Origin of the sequence: Larkinella bovis, from assembly GCF_042655385.1 — a bacterium.
GTDB lineage: Bacteria > Bacteroidota > Bacteroidia > Cytophagales > Spirosomataceae > Larkinella > Larkinella bovis.
Genome location: NZ_JBHSMA010000001.1, coordinates 279,419 through 297,974, shown reverse-complemented (window position 1 = coordinate 297,974; position 18,556 = coordinate 279,419). Strand labels below are relative to the sequence as shown.

Below are 18,556 nucleotides of genomic sequence, written 5' to 3'. Positions count from 1 at the left end.
TTTCTTCTTTCCATTCCTAGCTCATAATTCCTCATTCTTAACTCTTCATTCTTACAAGTGGACTTACTTAGATTTATTACCGCGGGTAGCGTCGATGACGGCAAAAGTACGTTGATTGGCCGCTTGCTATACGATTCCAAATCCATTCTGGCCGACCAGCTCGAAGCCATCGAACGGGCCAGCAAAAGCCGGGATGAGGGCGAAATCGACCTGGCACTGCTGACCGACGGTTTGCGCTCCGAACGCGAACAGGGCATTACCATTGACGTAGCGTACCGGTATTTCCAGACGCCCAAACGCAAATTCATCATTGTCGATGCGCCGGGCCACATTCAGTATACCCGCAACATGGTGACGGGGGCTTCCAACTGCCAGCTGGCGGTGGTGCTGGTCGATGCCCGTCACGGGGTGGTGGAGCAGACTCGCCGGCATTCGCTGATTGCTTCGCTGCTGGGCATTCCGCACATTGTTGTGGCTGTCAACAAAATGGATTTGGTGGATTATTCACAGGACGTCTTTTCCAACATCTGCATCCATTACAACGAACTGGCGCAAAAGCTCAATTTTGGCGAAGTGACCTATATCCCGCTGAGCGCCCTCAACGGAGATAATGTGGTTGAGAAATCAGCCCAGATGCCCTGGTACGAAGGCGAACCGTTGCTCAGCCATCTCGAAACCGTTGTCCTGGATCAGGATGAGAACCTCACCGATGCCCGTTTCCCCGTTCAGTATGTCATTCGGCCCCAAACCGCCGAATTGCACGACTACCGGGGATATGCCGGAAAAATTACCAGCGGCATTTTCCGCAAAGGCGACGCCGTAACGGTATTGCCCACCGGAGAAACCTCGACCATCGATGCCATTGAAATTGCCGAAGCGCACTACGACGAAGCGTTTGCACCCATGTCGGTGGTATTACACCTGGCCGATGATGTCGATATCAGCCGGGGAAACCTGATCGTCAAGTCCGACAACCAGCCCATCGTCTCCCAAAACCTTGAAGCAATGTTGTGCTGGATGGATACCAAGGCCCTCCAGGTCGGCAGTAAATACACCCTGCAACACGGCACGTTCCGCACGCGTTGCGCTGTTCGTGAAATTGTGTACCAGTTGAATGTCAATACCTACGAGGAAACTACCGGGGTGGACAGCCTGAAACTGAATGATATTGCCAAAATCGTGCTGAAAACCGCCAAACCGGTCAGCTTCGATCCGTACGGATCAAACCGGGTCAATGGCGGTGCCATTCTCATCGATGAAACCTCGAATGTAACCGTAGGGGCACTGATGCTGCAGGGCGAAGCCGAATAATCAGACCAACCTTTTCAGAAACGGAGCCCTGCTAAAAGAGCGGCTCCGTTTTTGCTTTAAGTCAACTCAACCGCGTTACCGGATTTAAGGCCTACCAGGCGCACCTGCGGCATAACCAAAAGTTATGATCAATAATAAAAAGTAGGTCTGGCCAATTCCGGTGAGGAACTCAGAATGCCGTACATTTGTATGTAAACCATAGTTGAACATGCCGGGAGCCAAACCGGCCTTTTGTTCCAACTAGTAGTCTCTTAATTCTATCGACTATCTCACTAAAGCAATACATCATGCCCGTTCAATTCACCGATAACGTCAGTCCCCTGGTCAAACGCGACATTCTCAACCTCGAGAAAAAAATCGGCGTGTTTGCCGAGGGCGAAATGACGGAGGAGCATTTCCGAAAATTTCGGCTGTCACGCGGAGTCTACGGCCAACGTCAACCCGGCGTGCAAATGATCCGGATCAAGTTACCGTACGGGCGCATTACTGCCGACCAGCTGATTCGTATTGCCGACATTTCCGATAAATACGCTACCGGCAATCTGCACGCAACCACGCGTCAGGATATCCAGTTGCACTTTGTCAAGCTGGCCGATACGCCCCAGCTCTGGGCCGATCTGGAAGATGCCAGAATCACCCTGCGCGAAGCCTGCGGCAATACCGTCCGGAACGTAACGGGTTCGGCCAAAGCCGGGATTGACCCCGACGAACCGTTTGACATTACCCCCTATGCGTACAGCATTTTTGACTATCTCCTTCGCAACCCCATTTGCCAGGAGATGGGTCGGAAATTCAAAATTGCCCTGTCTTCGAGCGAAAAGGATAACGCCTACGGCTATATGCACGATGTTGGCCTCGTTCCCCGGCTGAACGAAGAAGGGCAACGCGGTTTTAAGGTGATGATCGGGGGCGGGCTGGGCGCCCAGCCCTACATGGCCGAAACCGCCTACGAATTTCTGGAAGAAGAGAAAGTCATTCCGTTCATCGAAGGCTGTATCCGCGTATTCGACCGCTACGGCGAACGGACGCGTCGGCACAAAGCCCGGATGAAATTCCTGTTGCAGGACATCGGTCTGGAAGAATTCCTGCGCCGGGTGGAAGAGGAACGACTGGCGTTAAAAAACAAAACCTACCGGATCAATACCCAAATACGCGGTACCGCCGAGTCACTGGCTGCGGATTTGAAATTCGCCCCGACTGAAAACGGACTTGTAACTTCTGGTCAGCTCATTCAGGAAAATGCCGATCCGCAGTTTCAGGCCTGGCTGAAAACCAATGTATTTGAGCAAAAACAAAAAGGCTGGTATGCGGTTCAGTTGCGGATTTTACTGGGTGATATGCCTTCCGATAAAGCCCGGGCCCTGGCTTCGCTCGTGAAACAGTACGCCGGCGATGACATCCGGGTAACCGTGAATCAGGGGTATTTGCTGCGGTTTGTAAAACCGGAAAACCTGCCCGCCCTGTATGCAGGCTTGCACGCACTGGGCTTGGCTGACCCCGGTTTTGATTCGACCGCCGATATTACCACCTGCCCCGGTACTGACACCTGTAACCTCGCTATTTCAAGCAGTTACGGCATTACGCGGGTGCTCGAAAAAATGATGAAAACCGAGTTTCCCGACCTGATTTACAACGACGATATCAAAATCAAGATTTCGGGTTGTATGAACGGGTGCGGCCAGCACTCGGTGGCCAATATTGGCTTCCACAGCAGTTCGGTTAAAAATGGCGCTTACGTCATTCCGGCCCTGCAGGTGCTGCTCGGGGGTGGTTTTAACGGCAAAGGGGAAGGGCTGTTCGGCGATAAGGTTGTAAAAGTGCCGACCAAGCGCGGCCCGGATGCCCTGCGTCTGTTGCTGCGTGATTACGAAGCCAACGCGTTCGACGGTGAATACTATAGCGATTACTATGCGCGGCAAGGCAAGAATTATTTCTACTCGATGCTCAAACCGCTGGCCGATCTGAAAACCCTGTCGCAGGCTGACTATACCGACTGGGATCATACGGAACAGTTCGTCACGGAAATCGGGATCGGCGAATGTGCCAGTGTCATGATTGACCTGGTGGCTACGACCCTTACCGAAGCGGCCGAAAAGCTAAGCTGGGCCCAGGAAGCCCTGGCCGAAAACCGCTGGGCCGACGCCATTTATCACACGTACAACGTCTTTATAACGGGAGCCAAAGGCAGTTTGATGACGAAAGACATCAATACCAACACCCAGCACGGTATTGTCAGCGATTTCGACAAGAACTTTCTTGGTGAAGAAGGTTTCCATGACCAGGAAGGCGATTTTAAAGCCCTCGTTTTCAGTATCAATAAAAACGAGCCAACCGAAGCTTTTGCGCTGGAATTCAAGGCGAAAGCCGAATCGTTCATCGAGAAGGTGAAAGCGTACCGCGAGCGGCAGATCGAACAGGATGGTTTGCCTGAATTGCAGGAATTAGCCATTGCAAAAGATAGTTAAGAAGGATGAATTAGGCGGTACGAGTTCAGAAGGATGAGTTGGTTGACACACGCTGAAAAACTCATCCTTCTGAACTCGTACCGCCTAATTCCTAACTTATTTTTCATGAAATTAACGTTGGTAGGTGCGGGTCCCGGCGATCCGGATTTGATTACCCTCAAGGGCGTGAAAGCATTGCAGCAGGCCGATGTGGTCATGTACGATGCGCTGGTTCACCCCGATTTACTGGAATACTGCAAACCGGGTGCCCTCAAAGTTTACGTGGGCAAACGGTTGAATGAATACTCCTGCACGCAGGAAGAAATCAACCCCCTGATTGTGCATTACGCCCGGCAATATGGCAATGTGGTTCGGTTGAAAGGCGGAGACTCCTTCGTGTTCGGGCGCGGTTACGAGGAATTGGAATACGCCCGGCAACACGGCATCGATATTGAAGTAATTCCCGGCCTGTCAAGCAGTTACGCCGTTCCAGCGCTGGCGGGCATCCCGTTGACGACCCGCGGGCTTAGCGAAAGTTTCTGGGTGGTCACCGGCACCACCAAAACCGGGCAGCTCTCGCAGGATTTACATCTGGCGGCTCAATCGACGGCCACGGTGGTGGTTTTGATGGGCATGCACAAACTGGCCGAAATCATGGCGGTTTTTGGTGCAAACGGAAAGGATGACCTGCCGGTGGCCATTATCCAGAACGGTTCGCTGGCGGATGAGCAAGTCGTAACCGGCACGGTTTCAACCGTGGTGGATCTGGTCGCCCAAACCGGCATTAGTTCGCCCGCGATCATCGTGGTTGGCGAGGTGGCCCGGCTGCGCGAATCCCGGTTGGCAGCCCTGCAACAGAGCATCACAACCCACTGAGGTAACCACTCCGGACCGAGTGGTTGTTCAACGTCTATCCCTTTCATCCGCGTTCCTGCCCCTTCGTTCGTTCCGGCCATGAATACGCTTTTCCCCATTTTCGTTAAGATTGAAAATCTGCAAACGCTGGTGGTGGGCGGGGGCTACGTTGGACTTGAGAAAGTAACGGCCTTACTGTCCAACGCGCCCGATGCACCGGTTACACTGGTGTCACCCGCCATTCGGGCCGAACTGGTCACCCTGGCCGAACAGCATACCAACCTGCACCTGATCTACGCCCCGTATCACCCCAATTACTTAGCTGGCAACGACTTGGTGATCGTGGCTACGAACGACAAAGCCATCAACGCGCAGATTCGGGCCGACTGCAAAAACCGCCGGATCCTGGTCAATGTAGCGGACACCCCCGATTTGTGTGATTTTTACCTGAGTTCGGTGGTTAAGAAAGGCGATTTGAAAATTGCCATTTCGACTAACGGTAAGTCCCCTACGTTTGCCAAACGGTTTCGGGAAATACTGGAAGACATCCTACCGGATTCGTTGCAGGAAACCCTGGACAATCTCCAGACAATCCGAAACCGCCTGAAAGGTAATTTTCAGGAAAAGCTGGAACGCTTGAACGAGATTACCAAAGTGATGAAGCCCTAAAAAGCAGGCAGTAAATGAGACAGATCAAGCGGTTCTTTCCGCAGGATCAGGAAGTAAATCAGGCCGGCCAGCACCAGATACATCATGATAAGCCACTTCTTTTTCTGCTCGAATTCAACCGGATGGTGATGATAATCATAGTACATCGATGCCGATAACGCGATGACCATCAGGAAAAAAGAGAAAACCGCACAGTCGGTTCGGTACACCGCTACTTCCTGCATAAACCGGGCGCCCATCAGGATATACAGCAGCCAGAAACCGAATCCGGCCCGGTATAAATAGACACTGAGTCGGCGGTCATTTTTTACATCAAAAAGCTTATCCGACATGATTATCAGGAATTTATTCGAGTGAAATTACGTAATTTGTTAGTAACAAGCAATCTTGAATTTTCCGCCCACTACAATAACGAAAAAAACATGCTAAGTGAGCAATCCAATCCCGTTTCTCCGGCTACAAAAACCATGAAAGTAGAGTTGAACCGGGTCGATGATGCCTTCCATTTCGAAGCAGTCGGGGTTTCCAACGTTCCCATACACATCGATGGTGCCGTCGACATTGGTGGCCATAATGCCGGAGCACGCCCGATGGAAATGTTGCTGATGGGTCTAGCCGGATGCAGCGCCATCGACGTGATTCTGATTTTGAAGAAACAGCGCCAGGTCATCGAGGAGTTTCGGATTTCGGTAGAAGGCCAGCGACCGGCCGATGCCACGCCCGCTCCTTTCCACGCGATTCACCTGCACTATATCCTGAAAGGCAATCTGGACGAAGACAAGGCCCGGCGCGCCATTGACCTGTCGATGGACAAGTACTGCTCGGCCACGGCCCAGCTTCGTCCGACCGCCAGCATCACGTATTCCCTGACGATCGAAAAACCGGTTGCCTGAGAAACCGACTACCGCGACTAGACTTGGGCAAAAAACCATTCTGTTTTTCAATTCGTTGCCCCCCGGTCTCGCGCTTCCCTTCTTTTATTCTGACGAAAGGCTTCCGGTTTCGGAAGCCTTTCTTTATTTTGGCAGTATGAAACAATACCACGATTTACTCCGTCATATTCTGGCAAACGGTACCCAAAAAACGGACCGGACCGGCACCGGCACCCTCAGTATTTTTGGCTACCAGATGCGTTTCGATTTACAGGAAGGATTTCCGCTCGTTACGACGAAGAAAGTACACCTCAAGTCGGTTATTCACGAATTGTTGTGGTTTATCAAAGGCGACACCAACATTCAGTACTTAAGCGAACACGGGGTTCGGATCTGGGATGAATGGGCCGATGAGAATGGCGAGTTAGGACCGGTCTATGGCAAACAGTGGCGCAGTTGGGCCGCTCCCGACGGTCATACGATCGATCAGTTGCAGGATGTGTTAAAGCAGTTAAAATACCGCCCGGATTCGCGCCGGATGATTGTTTCGGCCTGGAACCCCGCCGATGTTCCAAACATGGCTTTGCCGCCCTGCCACGCCCTTTTTCAGTTCTATGTCGCCGAAAACCGGCTCTCCTGCCAGTTGTACCAGCGCAGTGCCGATGTCTTTCTGGGGGTTCCGTTCAACATTGCCTCCTATGCCCTCCTAACGATGATGATGGCGCAGGAATGCGGGTATGAACCCCATGAATTCATCTGGACGGGTGGCGACACCCACCTGTATCTCAACCATCTGGAACAGGTCAATCTCCAGCTTTCCCGCGAACCCCGCCCGTTGCCGGTGATGCAGTTGAACCCGGCGGTGAAGTCAATTTTTGATTTTAAATACGACGATTTCAAACTCGAAAACTACGATCCGTACCCGGCCATCAAAGCCCCGGTAGCTGTCTGACCTCCTGGCGTACCCACGGACTTTAGGCCGTGTTTGCCTATAATTCAAGTAGCCTTGCTAAAAACACGGCCTAAAGTCCGTGGGTACGTTTGAGACGTTCGTATTCCCGTTCGGCCAGGTTCTTTTCGTTGAAACCGTGGTAGACGCTGAAGTAATGGGAAATCAAGCCGATGCCCCAGCCCAGCGTGGCCCAGATAGGCCAGGGGTAATACCCCCATTTTTCCTGAAAAACCAGGGAGATAATCAGCCAGATCAGCCAGAGAACAACGTTGACAAACAGATAGGTCCGCAAATGCATTTTAAAACCGGCACGAGCTTTTGCCTGCTTCCAAAGATGGGGGTCACGAGTGTCCATGCAGAGGGTCTACGATTATTGGGGGAATTAAGTTAGTGAGATTCGGTACATAATCAATGGGTTAACCCAACTTTCTTTTAAAGCGGACCGGCTGGAAACCGGTTTCGTTTCGCGAAAGACACACATATTTCGAAATCAAGCCGATGAGCAATACTGAAATTATTGATATTCTGGAGTTGACGGCCAAACTAATGGAACTCCACGATGGCGATGCATTCAAAATCAGGACGTTTCAGGCGGCTGCGTTCAATCTGGACAAAATCAGCGACGATCTGACGCGCCTGTCGCTCCCGGACCTGATCAAAATACCGGGCGTCGGAAAATCCGTAGCCGGAAAAGTATTGCAGATTGTCGAAACCGGGAGGCTTCAGGACCTCGACGATCTGCTGGCCCAGACCCCCGCGGGCGTGCTGGAAATGTTCCGGATCAAAGGCATTGGGGCCAAGAAAATCCGAACCCTCTGGCGTGAACTCGGCATCGATAACCTCCGCGATTTGCGGCTGGCGTGCGAAAAGGGCGAAATTGCCAAAATCAAAGGGTTCGGCGAAAAAACGCAGCAGGCCATTCTCGACTCCCTGGCTTTTCTGGAGAACCAGACCGGTAAACTCCGCATGGACAAAGCCGAAGCGCTGGCCAATATGTTACTGGAAGTATTTGAACGGGAATTTAACCGGGCGGCAATCAGCGGGCAGGTTCGGCGGAAAGCCGAAGAAGTGGATACGGTCCAGTTTGTTATCAGTACGCCCGATCCAGTGGCCGCTTTCGAATTTCTGAATGCCCAGTCGTACCTCGAACAGAACGAGATGGAATCGTCGCCCTTCGTCTGGCGGGGCCGGGCAAGTGGCTATGACGCCGAAATCGAGATTATTACCGCACCGGCTGACGAATTCGAACGCTATTTATTTACGAATTCGGCGGCCGAAAAGCACCTGGCGGTGGCCGGAACGTCGGGCTGGACGCTGCTCCAGACCAGCCTGGCTTTCCCGGCCGAACCGGAAGAAGCCCTTTATGAGCGAGCTGGTTTGCCCTACATCGTGCCGGAAATGCGGGAAGGGAGCTTCGAATTTGCCTGGTCGCAGACCCATAAACCGGCTGATCTGGTGACCTGGGACGCCCTGCGTGGCATCCTGCACAACCACAGCACCTATTCCGACGGAAAGCATTCGCTCGAGCAAATGGCGGGCTACTGCCGGGAACTGGGCTTTTCGTACTTCGGAATCGCCGATCATTCCCAGGCGGCTGCCTATGCCAACGGGCTGGAACCACACCGGGTCAAGCAGCAGCACGAAGAAATTGACCGGTTGAACGCGCAGTTCGGCGGTTCGTTTAAAATTCTGAAGGGCATCGAATCCGATATCCTGGGCGACGGTTCGCTGGATTACAGCGACGAGATCCTGGCAACGTTCGATTATGTGGTGGCTTCGGTTCATTCGAACCTGAGCATGAACAGCGAAAAAGCCACCGCCCGGCTGATCCGGGCCATTCAGAATCCGTACACCACCATCCTGGGCCACCCAACGGGTCGGCTTTTGCTGGCCCGTGCGGGGTACCCCATCGACTACAAAGCTGTCATCGATGCCTGCGCCCAGCATGGCGTGGTCATTGAAATTAACGCCAGCCCCTGGCGCCTTGACCTCGACTGGCGCTGGGTACAGTACGCCGTCAGTCAGGGTGTTATGCTGAGCATCAACCCGGATGCCCACGAAATGGCCGGTTTTCACGACATGAATTATGGAGTAGCTGTGGCCCGCAAAGGCGGTTTGACCAAAAACATGACCTTCAACGCCCTGCGTTTACCCGAAATCGAAACGTATCTGCAAAGCCGTAAACAACGGCTTTAGGTTGGTACGGATCAACCCTTAAATGGAATTTTAATGGCGTAATTATTCGTTATTTACTATTCAATAATTGATCTTTACAATTATAAACCGATTATTACGACCTGGCCTTGATGCGACTTTTCTACTTCGCCCTGGTGGGCAGTTGGCTCTCTGTGTTTGGGGCCGCTGCCCAGCCAAAAACCGACAAGTCCCATCATTCCCTAACCGGCTACGTGCGGGATGCCGCCACCCGACAACCCATTCAGGGCGTTACCGTCTTTATCACCGAAAACCGTCAGGGCGTTTACACCGGCCGTGACGGTTTTTTTATTCTTCCCCTGCCCACCGGCACGTACAACGTCAAGTTTACCCACCTCGGTTTTCGGCCACAAACGCACACCATTACGGTTAACAGGACGGTTTTGGCGGAAGTCTATTTAGAAGACGACTCGAAAGATCTTGAGGAAGTAACGGTTACGTCCGAATCTCCGGATCGGAACGTCAAAAAAGTGGAATTGGGCGTTTCGCAGATGACCATCAAAACCCTCCGGCGGATTCCGGCGTTGATGGGCGAGGTAGACGTGATACGGAGTCTGCTGTTGCTGCCGGGGGTAACCACGGTCGGCGAAGGGTCACCGGGAATCAACGTCCGCGGAGGGAGTACCGACCAGAACCTGGTGCTGATGGACGATGCCCCCATTTTCAATTCGAGTCATCTGATGGGTTTTTTCTCGGTTTTTAACCCGGATATTGTCCGCGACATAACGCTCAACCGGGGCGGTATTGCCCCGAGTTTTGGTGGACGGGCGGCTTCGGTGCTGGACATTCGGGTCAAGGAACCGTCGGTTGAAAAAATTACGGTCAATGGCGGGATTGGCCTGGTGGCGAGCCGCCTGGGCATTGAAGGCCCGCTGTTTAGTAAAAAAGTGTCATTTCTGGTAGCCGGGCGGGCGTCGTTCAACGATTTTCTGTTCAAACTCATGCCCCGCAGCATTCGGGATACCAAAGCCAACTTCTTCGATATAACGACCAAACTGAAGTTTCAACCCAATGAACAGCATACGGTTACGTTTACCGGCTACACCAGTTACGACGATTTCAAACTGGCTGCCGATTCGCTCTCGACCGTTGAAGTCAACGCATCGTCTACCATTTTCCAGTACCGGACAACCAACGGCACCCTGAAATGGAATTATTCCATCAACGACCGGTTTAACCTCGCGACGACGGCGGTTTTCAGCCAGTATCGCCCCGAAACGTCCGCTCCCGACCCGGCCAATGCCTTCCGCCTGACGTCCGAAATTGTCCAACGCCAGCTTAAAGCCGATCTGACCCTGGCCGCCACGGATGACCATCAGCTACAGGGCGGTATCAGTCTGATCGATTACTATCTCCAGCCCAACCGGATTATTCCCGGTTCCCTGTCGAATGTTTTGTCCAAAAACCTGCCGGTCGAACGGGCGTACGAACTGGCCATTTACGCGCAGGATGAATGGAAAGTAAACGAAGTCCTTTCGCTTCTGGGCGGGATTCGTTACTCGCAACTGCTGAACCGGGGACCGGCCACCGTTCCGGTTTACCAGGAAGGTGCTCCCCGTATCCCCGAGACCACGTCTTCCGCAACGACGTATTCCCGGGGGCAGATTTATCACCAGGCCGGTGGCATCGAGCCCCGGCTGGCCCTGCGCTTGACCGTCGGCGATGGCCAATCGATCAAAGCCGGGTATAACCGAATGCGGCAGTACATCCACCAGATTACGAACACCACGGCTGCCCTGCCCATTTCCCGGTGGAAACTGAGCGACTCGTTTACCAAACCGGTGATTGCCGACCAGTGGTCGATTGGCTATTTCAAAAATACCGACGGAAATGCCCTTGAAGCCTCTGCGGAAGTGTATTACAAAAGCCTGAAAAACGCCATCGATTACAAGGATGGGGCCGAGTTAGTGCTCAACCCGATGCCGGAAACCGAGTTACTCCAGGGGAAAGGCCGGGCGTACGGGCTGGAAACGCAACTTCGGAAAAACAAAGGCCACCTGATTGGCTGGGTTAGTTACACGTATTCGCGGTCGCTCTACACCATCAACGGGGCGTTTCCGGATGAACGGGTCAACAACGGGAAGGAATATCCGGCCAATTTTGATAAACCGCATACGGTGAATGCCATGGCGACGCTCCGGCCCAACAACCGCACGAACGTTTCCTTCAATTTTACGTACAGCACGGGGCGGCCCGTTACGCAGCCGTATGCCCGCGCCAGCATCAATGGCATCCTGGTTCCGATCTATGTCAACCGCAACCAGGAGCGGATTCCGGATTATCACCGGCTGGATTTCTCGGTCGAATTCAATCAGGACCCCGCCAAAAAACGGCGGTATGAACGAAGCTGGGTCTTTTCGATTTACAACGTGTACGCCCGGAAGAACGCTTATTCCGTCTTTTTCAAGCTGAATTCGGCCTCGCTGAACGATGCCTACAAACTGTCGGTTTTTGGATCGGCGTTCCCGTCGCTCACCTACAATTTCAAGTTCTAGCGCGGCTACTCACCCATGAAACGGATAAAAAACAGCGGCCCGGTTTTATCGATGCTCCGGTTGAAGCTCGGCATTTTGTGGGTATGCGGTTTCGTCAGCTCCTGTCTGACGCCCTACCAGCCGGAAACGCAATCGATTGGGCGGGCGCTGGTAGTGGAAGGCATGATTACCGACCAGCCGGGGCCGTATGTGGTCAACCTGACGTATACGGCCGATTACACCTATACGGGTCTGAACCTGCTCGTTCAGGGTGCTACGGTAACCCTTGCGGATAACGCGGGCAATCAGGAGGTTCTGACAGAAATCCATCCGGGTAGTTACCAAGCCCTTAGCATGCACGGCATGGCCGGCCGCAGTTACCAGCTTTCGATCCGAACCGCCGATGGGAAGCAGTATGAATCGACACCCGAACGGCTGAAGGCCGCTCCGCCAATCAGCCGGCTAACCTACGAATACCAGTACAACCCGGTTCCGTTTGAAAACGACAAACGCAACACCTGGGAGGTCTACCTCGACACCAAAGACCCCGAAACGCCCGGCGATTACTACCGCTGGATCTGGAAAAATTACGAGTTTACGGCGGCCTGTCGGTTGAGTCCCAGCCTGAATGCCGACGGTTTTTATACCGGGCTTCCGTGTTGTTCGGACTGCTGGGACATCAACCAGTGCTACAGCAACTGCATCAACATCAGTTCCGATGCGGCTATCAATGGAAAATCGATCAGCCGCCAGTACATCATGAGTGTGCCGTTTACCTCGCGCGGGATGTACTACCTGGAAGTGGAACAACAGGCCATCAGCGAAGGGGCCTTCCGGTTTTTCAACAGCGTCAGAAAACTCGTCAGCAATACCGGCGGTTTGTTCGACGCGGCTCCGGCCACGATTGGCGGCAACCTGAAATGTGTCAGCCATCCCGACGAAGCGGTTTACGGCTATTTCGGGGCCGCCGGGGTGAGTGCCACGTTTCTGAAAGTAGACCGTTCGAAGGAGGCTGTTGGCCTTCCCAACGGAAAAAATGTGCAACTCGATAACCTGGCGCCCTGTCTCGCCTGCGAAAATAGCCGTTACCGAACACCGAACAAACCGCGCTGGTGGGATCAATAACCGCAAACCCGATGCTGTTTCGATTGTTTTTTCTCTTCGTGCTGTTGAATCTGGGAACCGGTTCCTGCATCTCGCCTTACCAGCCTACCACGCAGTCCATTGGTCCTGCACTCGTGGTGGAAGGCATGATTACCGACCAGCCGGGGCCGTATGTAATCAAGCTGACCCAAACCAGCGATTATTCCTACAAAGCGTTAAATCTTCTGGTCACCGGTGCTATCGTAACGATTTCGGATGATAGGGGGAATCAGGAAACGCTGAAGGAAGTACCGGAAACCGGGCAATACCAGACCAGCCGGATGCAGGGGGTTGTAGGCCGGCGTTATCAAGTTTCCATTCGGACCTCAACCGGCAAACAGTATGAATCGGATCTGGAGTTGCTGAAAGCCGCCGTACCCGTTCAGAAGCTGTATTATCAGTTTCGGGCCGACCCCTATGGGCTCAAAACCGAAGAGACCAATGGCTGGGATGTGTACGTCGATACCAAAGATGCGCCCGGGCCGGGCGATTATTACCGGTGGGTCTGGACCCATTACAACCCGATTTCCGTATGCAACACCTACCGCCCCTCCCGATCCGACACGATATATTCCCAGACGTGCTGTTCGCCCTGCTGGGACATCGTCCGTTGTGCCAACTGCCTGACGGTGCGGTCCGATGCGGCCATCAACGGGCAGACGATCAGCGGGCAATTCATTACCCGGGTTCCGTATTCGTCGACGGCCCGGTATTACCTCGAAGTAGAACAGCAGGCCATCAGTCTGGGCGCGTACCGGTTTTTCGACAGTGTGCACAAACTGACGTCCGGCACCGGCGGTTTATTCGATGCCGCTCCGGCGGCCGTGCGGGGGAACATCCGGTGTACGAGTCACCCCGACGAATTGGTTTTTGGCTATTTCGGCGCAGCGGGTGTTTCCGTTCAGGCTATTTCGATTGACCGCAGCGGTTTGGCCGTTCCGCCGACACTCCCTCCCGCGCCCATCTTTAAATACAATCCGCCCGACGCCTGTTTTCCCTGCGCCAACGGTTTAATCCGGACAACGCAGCAACCGCGTTGGTGGTAGTGCTGATTTTATTGTATTTTTGCCCGAAATGCGCACCACTCCTGGCAAATTTCTGCTAATCCGGTTTTCGTCCATCGGCGATATCGTGCTGACGACGCCCGTTATGCGCTGCCTGAAACAACAGGTTCCGGGGGCGGAGGTCCATTTCTGCACCAAACGCGGTTTTCAAACCCTCGTCGAATCCAATCCGTACATCGACAAGGGCATCTACCTGGACGGCAACCTGAACGACCTGATCCGCCAGTTGCGGACCGAACGCTACGATTATATCATCGATTTACACAACAACTTGCGCACGACGCTGATCAAACTGCGGCTGGGCGTGCCGTCGCGGAGTTTCGACAAGCTGAACTGGGAAAAGTGGTTGTACGTGCGGTTTAAGCTCCCGTCGATGCCAGACCTGCACATTGTGGATCGGTACCTGAAAACCGTTGAACCATTCGGCGTTGTCAACGACGGCAAGGGCCTGGATTACGTCATTCCGTACAAAGACATGGTGGAAACTGAATGGCTCCCTCCTACCCATCGCCGGCGGTTTGTCGCATACGCCATAGGAGGTCAGCACAATACCAAAAAATTACCCGTGGCGCGAATGGTTGAATTATGCCGCAAAATCAATTTCCCCGTGGTGCTGCTGGGCGGAAAAGAGGACACCGCAGCCGGGGAAGAAATTCGCCGGGCGCTGGGCGATCACCTAATTTACAACGCCTGCGGTAAATACAACCTGAACCAGTCGGCTTCGCTGTTGCAACAGTCGGCTCTGGTGTTCAGCCACGACACCGGTCTGATGCACATTGCGGCTGCGTTGAAGAAAAAAGTCTATTCGATCTGGGGGAGCACCACGCCCCAACTGGGCATGTATCCGTACAAAACACAATTTATTGCCCTCGAAAATAAACCGTTACGGTGCCGTCCGTGTTCTAAAATTGGCTACGACCGCTGCCCGCTGGGCCACTTCAAATGCATGAACGAACTGCCGTTTGATTTCGACCTGAAGGAGCTCAAGCGCGGAGCCGGTCCGTCGACCCGGCGAACGGGACCCGAACGTTAATTCCATTTTACAATCCGATGTCAAAGAAAGTAAACATAGGCCTGGTGCAGATGTCCTGCTCGGCCGATCTGGATGCGAATCTCGAAAAAGCCATTGCCGGTATTCGGGAAGCGGCCGCCAAAGGGGCTCAAATCGTTTGTTTGCAGGAGTTGTTCCGATCGCTGTATTTCTGTGATGTGGAAGACCACCACAATTTCAGTCTGGCCGAAGCGATTCCCGGCCCGACCACCGAGCGACTGGCCGAAATTGCCCGCGAAACCCAAACGGTCATTATCGCGTCGCTGTTCGAAAAACGAACGGCGGGATTATACCATAACACCACGGCGGTTCTGGACGCCGATGGTACGTATCTGGGCAAATACCGGAAAATGCATATTCCCGACGATCCCGGGTATTACGAGAAATTTTATTTCACGCCCGGCGACCTTGGTTACAAGGTTTTCGATACGAAATACGCCCGAATCGGCGTTCTTATCTGCTGGGACCAATGGTATCCGGAAGCGGCCCGGATTACGTCCTTAATGGGTGCCGAAATTCTGTTTTACCCCACGGCCATTGGCTGGGATACGGAAGAAACCGACCCCAAAGTGGATGAAGAACAATACAGTGCGTGGCAGACCATTCAGCGCAGTCACGCCATTGCCAACGGAGTCCACGTGGTGTCGGTCAACCGGGTCGGGCAGGAAGGCGGTCAACGGTTTTGGGGTGGTTCGTTCGTAGCAAACCCGCACGGTTCGTTGTTGTATTTGGCCCCCCACGATCAGGAAACGGTTCATGTACAGGAAGTTGACCTGGGCTTAACCGACAAATACCGCACCACCTGGCCCTATTTCCGCGACCGGCGTATCGACTCGTACCAGCCGATCACGAAACGGTATTTAGACGAATGACCCATCGTATGAAGCTATTTTTGATCTCGCTGGTGGCCGGAACACTGGGAGCCGGATATTGGTATACCCGTTCCACCCGTGGCCCGGAGCCGGTTGTGGTTGTTCATCAGGGCGCATTGCCCGCGCAAACGGCCCTGAATCCTACGCCCCGGCAGGCTTTTACCCCCACGACTCGAAAAGGCTACTGGAATCCGGATGTCGTTGGTGATTTTACCTTACCGGCCACCAAATCCATCACGTTTAGTGGGGCCGGTCGAAACCTCCACGTCAATCAGGACTGGTCCAAACTCTTCCGGCGGGGCTTTTCGTCGATTGATAAAACCCGGATGTCGCCCGACGAATACCGCAGCGAATGGAATCCCAAACCGGAAGGCTGGACGAGCCGGCTGAAACCATCGCAACGGGCGCTGACCATCGGCCAGGGGTATCTGGCGGACGCTCCCTTCCATATCGGCTGGGCCCGGACCAGCGACCGGGCTCCGGACACCTGGTACACCCGTCCGTGGGGGGATAACAATTACAAAAACAGCGTTTCCTGGGCCATGCTCGAACTGAGCGGAGGCTGCGTAAATTTCGGCGATTGCCCGCCCGATAAAAAACGCAGTACGTACGGCAAAATCTATTTTGATATTGAAAACGAAGGCGTTGGCAATGTTCTGCTCCGGCAGGAACAGGTCAACCTGTACGTTTTCATGTTGAAAACGCTGCGGCAGTGGCTCAGCCCGTACACCGAAGTCGGTTCCATTGCGCCGGTTCCCCGCAACGGATACGGGTATTCCAGCGCCCGCGATTTCAACGCTGCGCCCGACTGGCTTTGGGCCATGCCCGCCAAGCATACAGCAACGTCGCGGCAACGCGGGATGCCCGACGAGATTGTCGGAAAAACCGTGGCTGATTACGTTGATTTCCAGATGCCGGGCACTTATTATCTATACCCGGAATTTGACTATTCCATCCCCCATAACGACGACGGTTCGCGCCATTGGCTGGCGGCTCTGCTGCACGAGCAGGAAGTCAACAGGCGGTTATCGCCGAAAAAACGGATTGCGTGGCAATGGCTGTTCAATACCCAGAGCCGTGATTTTCCCAACAGCGAAAAAGCCAAAAATGCCGCTCCGCCCGCCATTGCCGAAGGGATTGCGGTTTTTTACTGGTTTACGGGTGCCTACGGTGTCATGTTCTGGGACGACGCGACGGACCTCAAACCGGATCAGCCAACGCCGGCGGATGTCAACCAGCAGGGATTGGGCAACGATCGGGTGTATGCCTGTTACGAACACTACCTTCACGGCCTCTGGCGGCTGTTCAAACACCACGGCGACCTGTTCAACGGCCGCGAAAAATACCTCAATGAGCAAACCGAATGCTCGGTCGATGGCGGAAAAACCTGGTACAAATACACCGGCAATCAGCTAAAAACCCATGATGTTCCGTTTGTTCGGGCCATTGTCAATGGCAATCAGATTCTGGTGGCAGCCACGCAGCCGTATGGGAAAACCGGCGAAAAAAAGCAGGTAATGGTTCGGTATGTCGACGATGGGTATCAGTTTTACAGCACCATCAACCTGACGGGTGATTCGATCTATCTGGGCCGGGCCACCATGCCCAAAACCGCCGGAGCCCGCAAGAAAGCCTGATTTTTCTGCCAGCTTCTCTTCGAAAAACCGGTAGAGCCGGTTTTTCGTGTTCCTCTTTGCAGTTCGGCCCGTTTTTTTTCCTTACAGGCCATTAGGGAACCGTTTGGCTTAAAACGGTTATTTTATCATCTTGCACCCACCTAATATTGTTCCGTCTTTTATCCGAGAGCGCACGTTTAACGACCATACGATGGCAGAACAAGAAACCACTTCCGGGCTGGAGGGCTTCGGAAAAAAAATCCTGAATCTCTTTATCAAGGACGCGCCCCCCACCGGGCAACCGGCACCGGCTCCCATCCCAGCCTCCACGGGGCCAACCCCGCCACCGGTTCGGCCGACCAGTCCGGGGCCCGCAACGCCCGTCGGACAGGCGCCTGCCGAGGGGTCGGTGGATACCAAGTTTGTGGATCATTTTGCAACGGTGCTGTCCAGGGCCAACCAGCCGGGTCCCGATTATTTCGAATTCCGGGAAACGCTGAAAAACCTGTCGAACCTCAACCTGAGCGAGGACCAGCAGTACCAGGCGGCCTGGGCCAGTTTTAAGGCCATGGGTGGTTCGGGCGATGTTTCGGTGCTCATCAATTCGGCGAATCAATACCTGACGGCCCTGAACAATGATCAGGCGGCTTTTTCGAAAACCGTGGATGCGGCCCTGAATGAGAAAGTCGGTGGCTTGTCAAACGAGCAGAATCAGTTGCAGGCGGAAAACGAACAGCTTGCCAAACAGATTCTGGACCTCCAGCGGAAAATCGATACCAACAACGGTCGGCTGGTCCAGATTGGTGGCGAAATCAATGAGCAAAGTCAGAAAATTGCCCAGAACAAAAGCAATTACGAAGCCACCCTGGCCGTCTTTATCGGCCAGATCAAGCGGGATCTGCTCAAACTGGGCGAATACATAAAGTGACCGTTTACGGTTTTCAGTTTACGGAACTCGGTTGCCAGCCGGATACCATAGGCCGTAGTTGAAACGGATCATACCCTGCTTGTTCACTCCT

General features: G+C 53.7%; 16 protein-coding genes. 14 read left to right on the top strand and 2 right to left on the bottom strand.

Annotated elements, in window-relative coordinates:
• Positions 1-57: 57 nt before the first annotated feature.
• From ACFPMF_RS01205 to ACFPMF_RS01190, 4 genes are all read left to right on the top strand, one after another.
• Positions 58-1,311, top strand: a complete 1,254-nt coding sequence (locus tag ACFPMF_RS01205) for a sulfate adenylyltransferase subunit 1 (protein WP_379840600.1) — start codon at positions 58-60, stop codon at positions 1,309-1,311.
• Between the two features lie 287 nt (positions 1,312-1,598).
• Positions 1,599-3,776, top strand: a complete 2,178-nt coding sequence (locus ACFPMF_RS01200; protein ID WP_379840599.1) for a nitrite reductase — start codon at positions 1,599-1,601, stop codon at positions 3,774-3,776.
• A gap of 105 nt (positions 3,777-3,881) precedes the next feature.
• A complete protein-coding gene (gene cobA, locus ACFPMF_RS01195; protein ID WP_379840598.1) occupies positions 3,882-4,631 on the top strand; it encodes a uroporphyrinogen-III C-methyltransferase in 750 nt (249 codons plus the stop codon).
• A gap of 78 nt (positions 4,632-4,709) precedes the next feature.
• Entirely contained in the window at positions 4,710-5,279 is a 570-nt protein-coding gene (locus ACFPMF_RS01190) for a precorrin-2 dehydrogenase/sirohydrochlorin ferrochelatase family protein (protein WP_379840597.1), read from the top strand.
• Here the strand turns inward: ACFPMF_RS01190 and ACFPMF_RS01185 are convergent.
• Positions 5,276-5,611 carry a hypothetical protein gene (locus ACFPMF_RS01185; protein ID WP_379840596.1) on the bottom strand — a complete coding sequence of 112 codons (336 nt, stop codon included), beginning with the start codon at positions 5,609-5,611 and terminating at the stop codon, positions 5,276-5,278. The genes ACFPMF_RS01190 and ACFPMF_RS01185 overlap by 4 nt on opposite strands.
• Positions 5,612-5,746: 135 nt before the next feature.
• Between ACFPMF_RS01185 and ACFPMF_RS01180 the strand changes: the two genes are divergently transcribed.
• A complete protein-coding gene (locus ACFPMF_RS01180; RefSeq protein ID WP_379840595.1) occupies positions 5,747-6,172 on the top strand; it encodes an OsmC family protein in 426 nt (141 codons plus the stop codon).
• 136 nt (positions 6,173-6,308) lie between these two features.
• Entirely contained in the window at positions 6,309-7,103 is a 795-nt protein-coding gene (locus ACFPMF_RS01175) for a thymidylate synthase (protein WP_379840594.1), read from the top strand.
• Positions 7,104-7,173: 70 nt separating this feature from the next.
• On the opposite strand, the gene ACFPMF_RS01170 is transcribed toward ACFPMF_RS01175, so the two are convergent.
• Positions 7,174-7,458 carry a 2TM domain-containing protein gene (locus ACFPMF_RS01170; RefSeq protein ID WP_379840593.1) on the bottom strand — a complete coding sequence of 95 codons (285 nt, stop codon included), beginning with the start codon at positions 7,456-7,458 and terminating at the stop codon, positions 7,174-7,176.
• 143 nt (positions 7,459-7,601) lie between these two features.
• Here ACFPMF_RS01170 and ACFPMF_RS01165 point away from each other — a divergent pair, with 143 nt between their 5' ends.
• The 8 genes from ACFPMF_RS01165 to ACFPMF_RS01130 all read left to right on the top strand — a co-directional run bounded on the left by ACFPMF_RS01165 (position 7,602) and on the right by ACFPMF_RS01130 (position 18,465).
• Positions 7,602-9,299 carry a helix-hairpin-helix domain-containing protein gene (locus tag ACFPMF_RS01165; protein WP_379840592.1) on the top strand — a complete coding sequence of 566 codons (1,698 nt, stop codon included), beginning with the start codon at positions 7,602-7,604 and terminating at the stop codon, positions 9,297-9,299.
• Positions 9,300-9,409: 110 nt separating this feature from the next.
• The gene (locus tag ACFPMF_RS01160) at positions 9,410-11,812 is read left to right on the top strand and encodes a TonB-dependent receptor (RefSeq protein ID WP_379842732.1); all 2,403 of its coding nucleotides are present in this window, start codon (positions 9,410-9,412) and stop codon (positions 11,810-11,812) included.
• A 15-nt stretch (positions 11,813-11,827) separates the two neighbouring features.
• Positions 11,828-12,916 (top strand): DUF4249 domain-containing protein, encoded by a 1,089-nt coding sequence (locus ACFPMF_RS01155; protein WP_379840591.1) that lies wholly within the window; start codon positions 11,828-11,830, stop codon positions 12,914-12,916.
• An 11-nt stretch (positions 12,917-12,927) separates the two neighbouring features.
• Positions 12,928-13,980, top strand: coding sequence for a DUF4249 domain-containing protein (locus ACFPMF_RS01150; RefSeq protein ID WP_379840590.1), 1,053 nt, complete (start codon positions 12,928-12,930; stop codon positions 13,978-13,980).
• A gap of 28 nt (positions 13,981-14,008) precedes the next feature.
• Complete coding sequence (locus ACFPMF_RS01145) at positions 14,009-15,031, top strand: glycosyltransferase family 9 protein (RefSeq protein WP_379840589.1); 1,023 nt, start codon at positions 14,009-14,011, stop codon at positions 15,029-15,031.
• 17 nt (positions 15,032-15,048) lie between these two features.
• On the top strand, positions 15,049-15,921 hold the full coding sequence (locus tag ACFPMF_RS01140; RefSeq protein WP_379840588.1) for a carbon-nitrogen hydrolase: 873 nt from the start codon (positions 15,049-15,051) through the stop codon (positions 15,919-15,921).
• An 8-nt stretch (positions 15,922-15,929) separates the two neighbouring features.
• Positions 15,930-17,558, top strand: coding sequence for a hypothetical protein (locus tag ACFPMF_RS01135; protein WP_379840586.1), 1,629 nt, complete (start codon positions 15,930-15,932; stop codon positions 17,556-17,558).
• A 190-nt stretch (positions 17,559-17,748) separates the two neighbouring features.
• Positions 17,749-18,465 carry a hypothetical protein gene (locus ACFPMF_RS01130; protein WP_379840585.1) on the top strand — a complete coding sequence of 239 codons (717 nt, stop codon included), beginning with the start codon at positions 17,749-17,751 and terminating at the stop codon, positions 18,463-18,465.
• Positions 18,466-18,556: the final 91 nt, after the last annotated feature.

Coding starts and splice junctions, on each gene's coding strand:
- ACFPMF_RS01140 (WP_379840588.1), top strand. CDS start 15,049: ATGTCAAAGAAAGTAAACATAGGCCTGGTGCAGATGTCCTGCTCGGCC.
- ACFPMF_RS01135 (WP_379840586.1), top strand. CDS start 15,930: ATGAAGCTATTTTTGATCTCGCTGGTGGCCGGAACACTGGGAGCCGGA.
- ACFPMF_RS01200 (WP_379840599.1), top strand. CDS start 1,599: ATGCCCGTTCAATTCACCGATAACGTCAGTCCCCTGGTCAAACGCGAC.
- ACFPMF_RS01165 (WP_379840592.1), top strand. CDS start 7,602: ATGAGCAATACTGAAATTATTGATATTCTGGAGTTGACGGCCAAACTA.
- ACFPMF_RS01155 (WP_379840591.1), top strand. CDS start 11,828: ATGAAACGGATAAAAAACAGCGGCCCGGTTTTATCGATGCTCCGGTTG.
- ACFPMF_RS01175 (WP_379840594.1), top strand. CDS start 6,309: ATGAAACAATACCACGATTTACTCCGTCATATTCTGGCAAACGGTACC.
- ACFPMF_RS01170 (WP_379840593.1), bottom strand. CDS start 7,458: ATGGACACTCGTGACCCCCATCTTTGGAAGCAGGCAAAAGCTCGTGCC.
- ACFPMF_RS01190 (WP_379840597.1), top strand. CDS start 4,710: ATGAATACGCTTTTCCCCATTTTCGTTAAGATTGAAAATCTGCAAACG.
- ACFPMF_RS01185 (WP_379840596.1), bottom strand. CDS start 5,611: ATGTCGGATAAGCTTTTTGATGTAAAAAATGACCGCCGACTCAGTGTC.
- ACFPMF_RS01145 (WP_379840589.1), top strand. CDS start 14,009: ATGCGCACCACTCCTGGCAAATTTCTGCTAATCCGGTTTTCGTCCATC.
- ACFPMF_RS01160 (WP_379842732.1), top strand. CDS start 9,410: ATGCGACTTTTCTACTTCGCCCTGGTGGGCAGTTGGCTCTCTGTGTTT.
- ACFPMF_RS01180 (WP_379840595.1), top strand. CDS start 5,747: ATGAAAGTAGAGTTGAACCGGGTCGATGATGCCTTCCATTTCGAAGCA.
- ACFPMF_RS01150 (WP_379840590.1), top strand. CDS start 12,928: ATGCTGTTTCGATTGTTTTTTCTCTTCGTGCTGTTGAATCTGGGAACC.
- ACFPMF_RS01130 (WP_379840585.1), top strand. CDS start 17,749: ATGGCAGAACAAGAAACCACTTCCGGGCTGGAGGGCTTCGGAAAAAAA.
- cobA (WP_379840598.1), top strand. CDS start 3,882: ATGAAATTAACGTTGGTAGGTGCGGGTCCCGGCGATCCGGATTTGATT.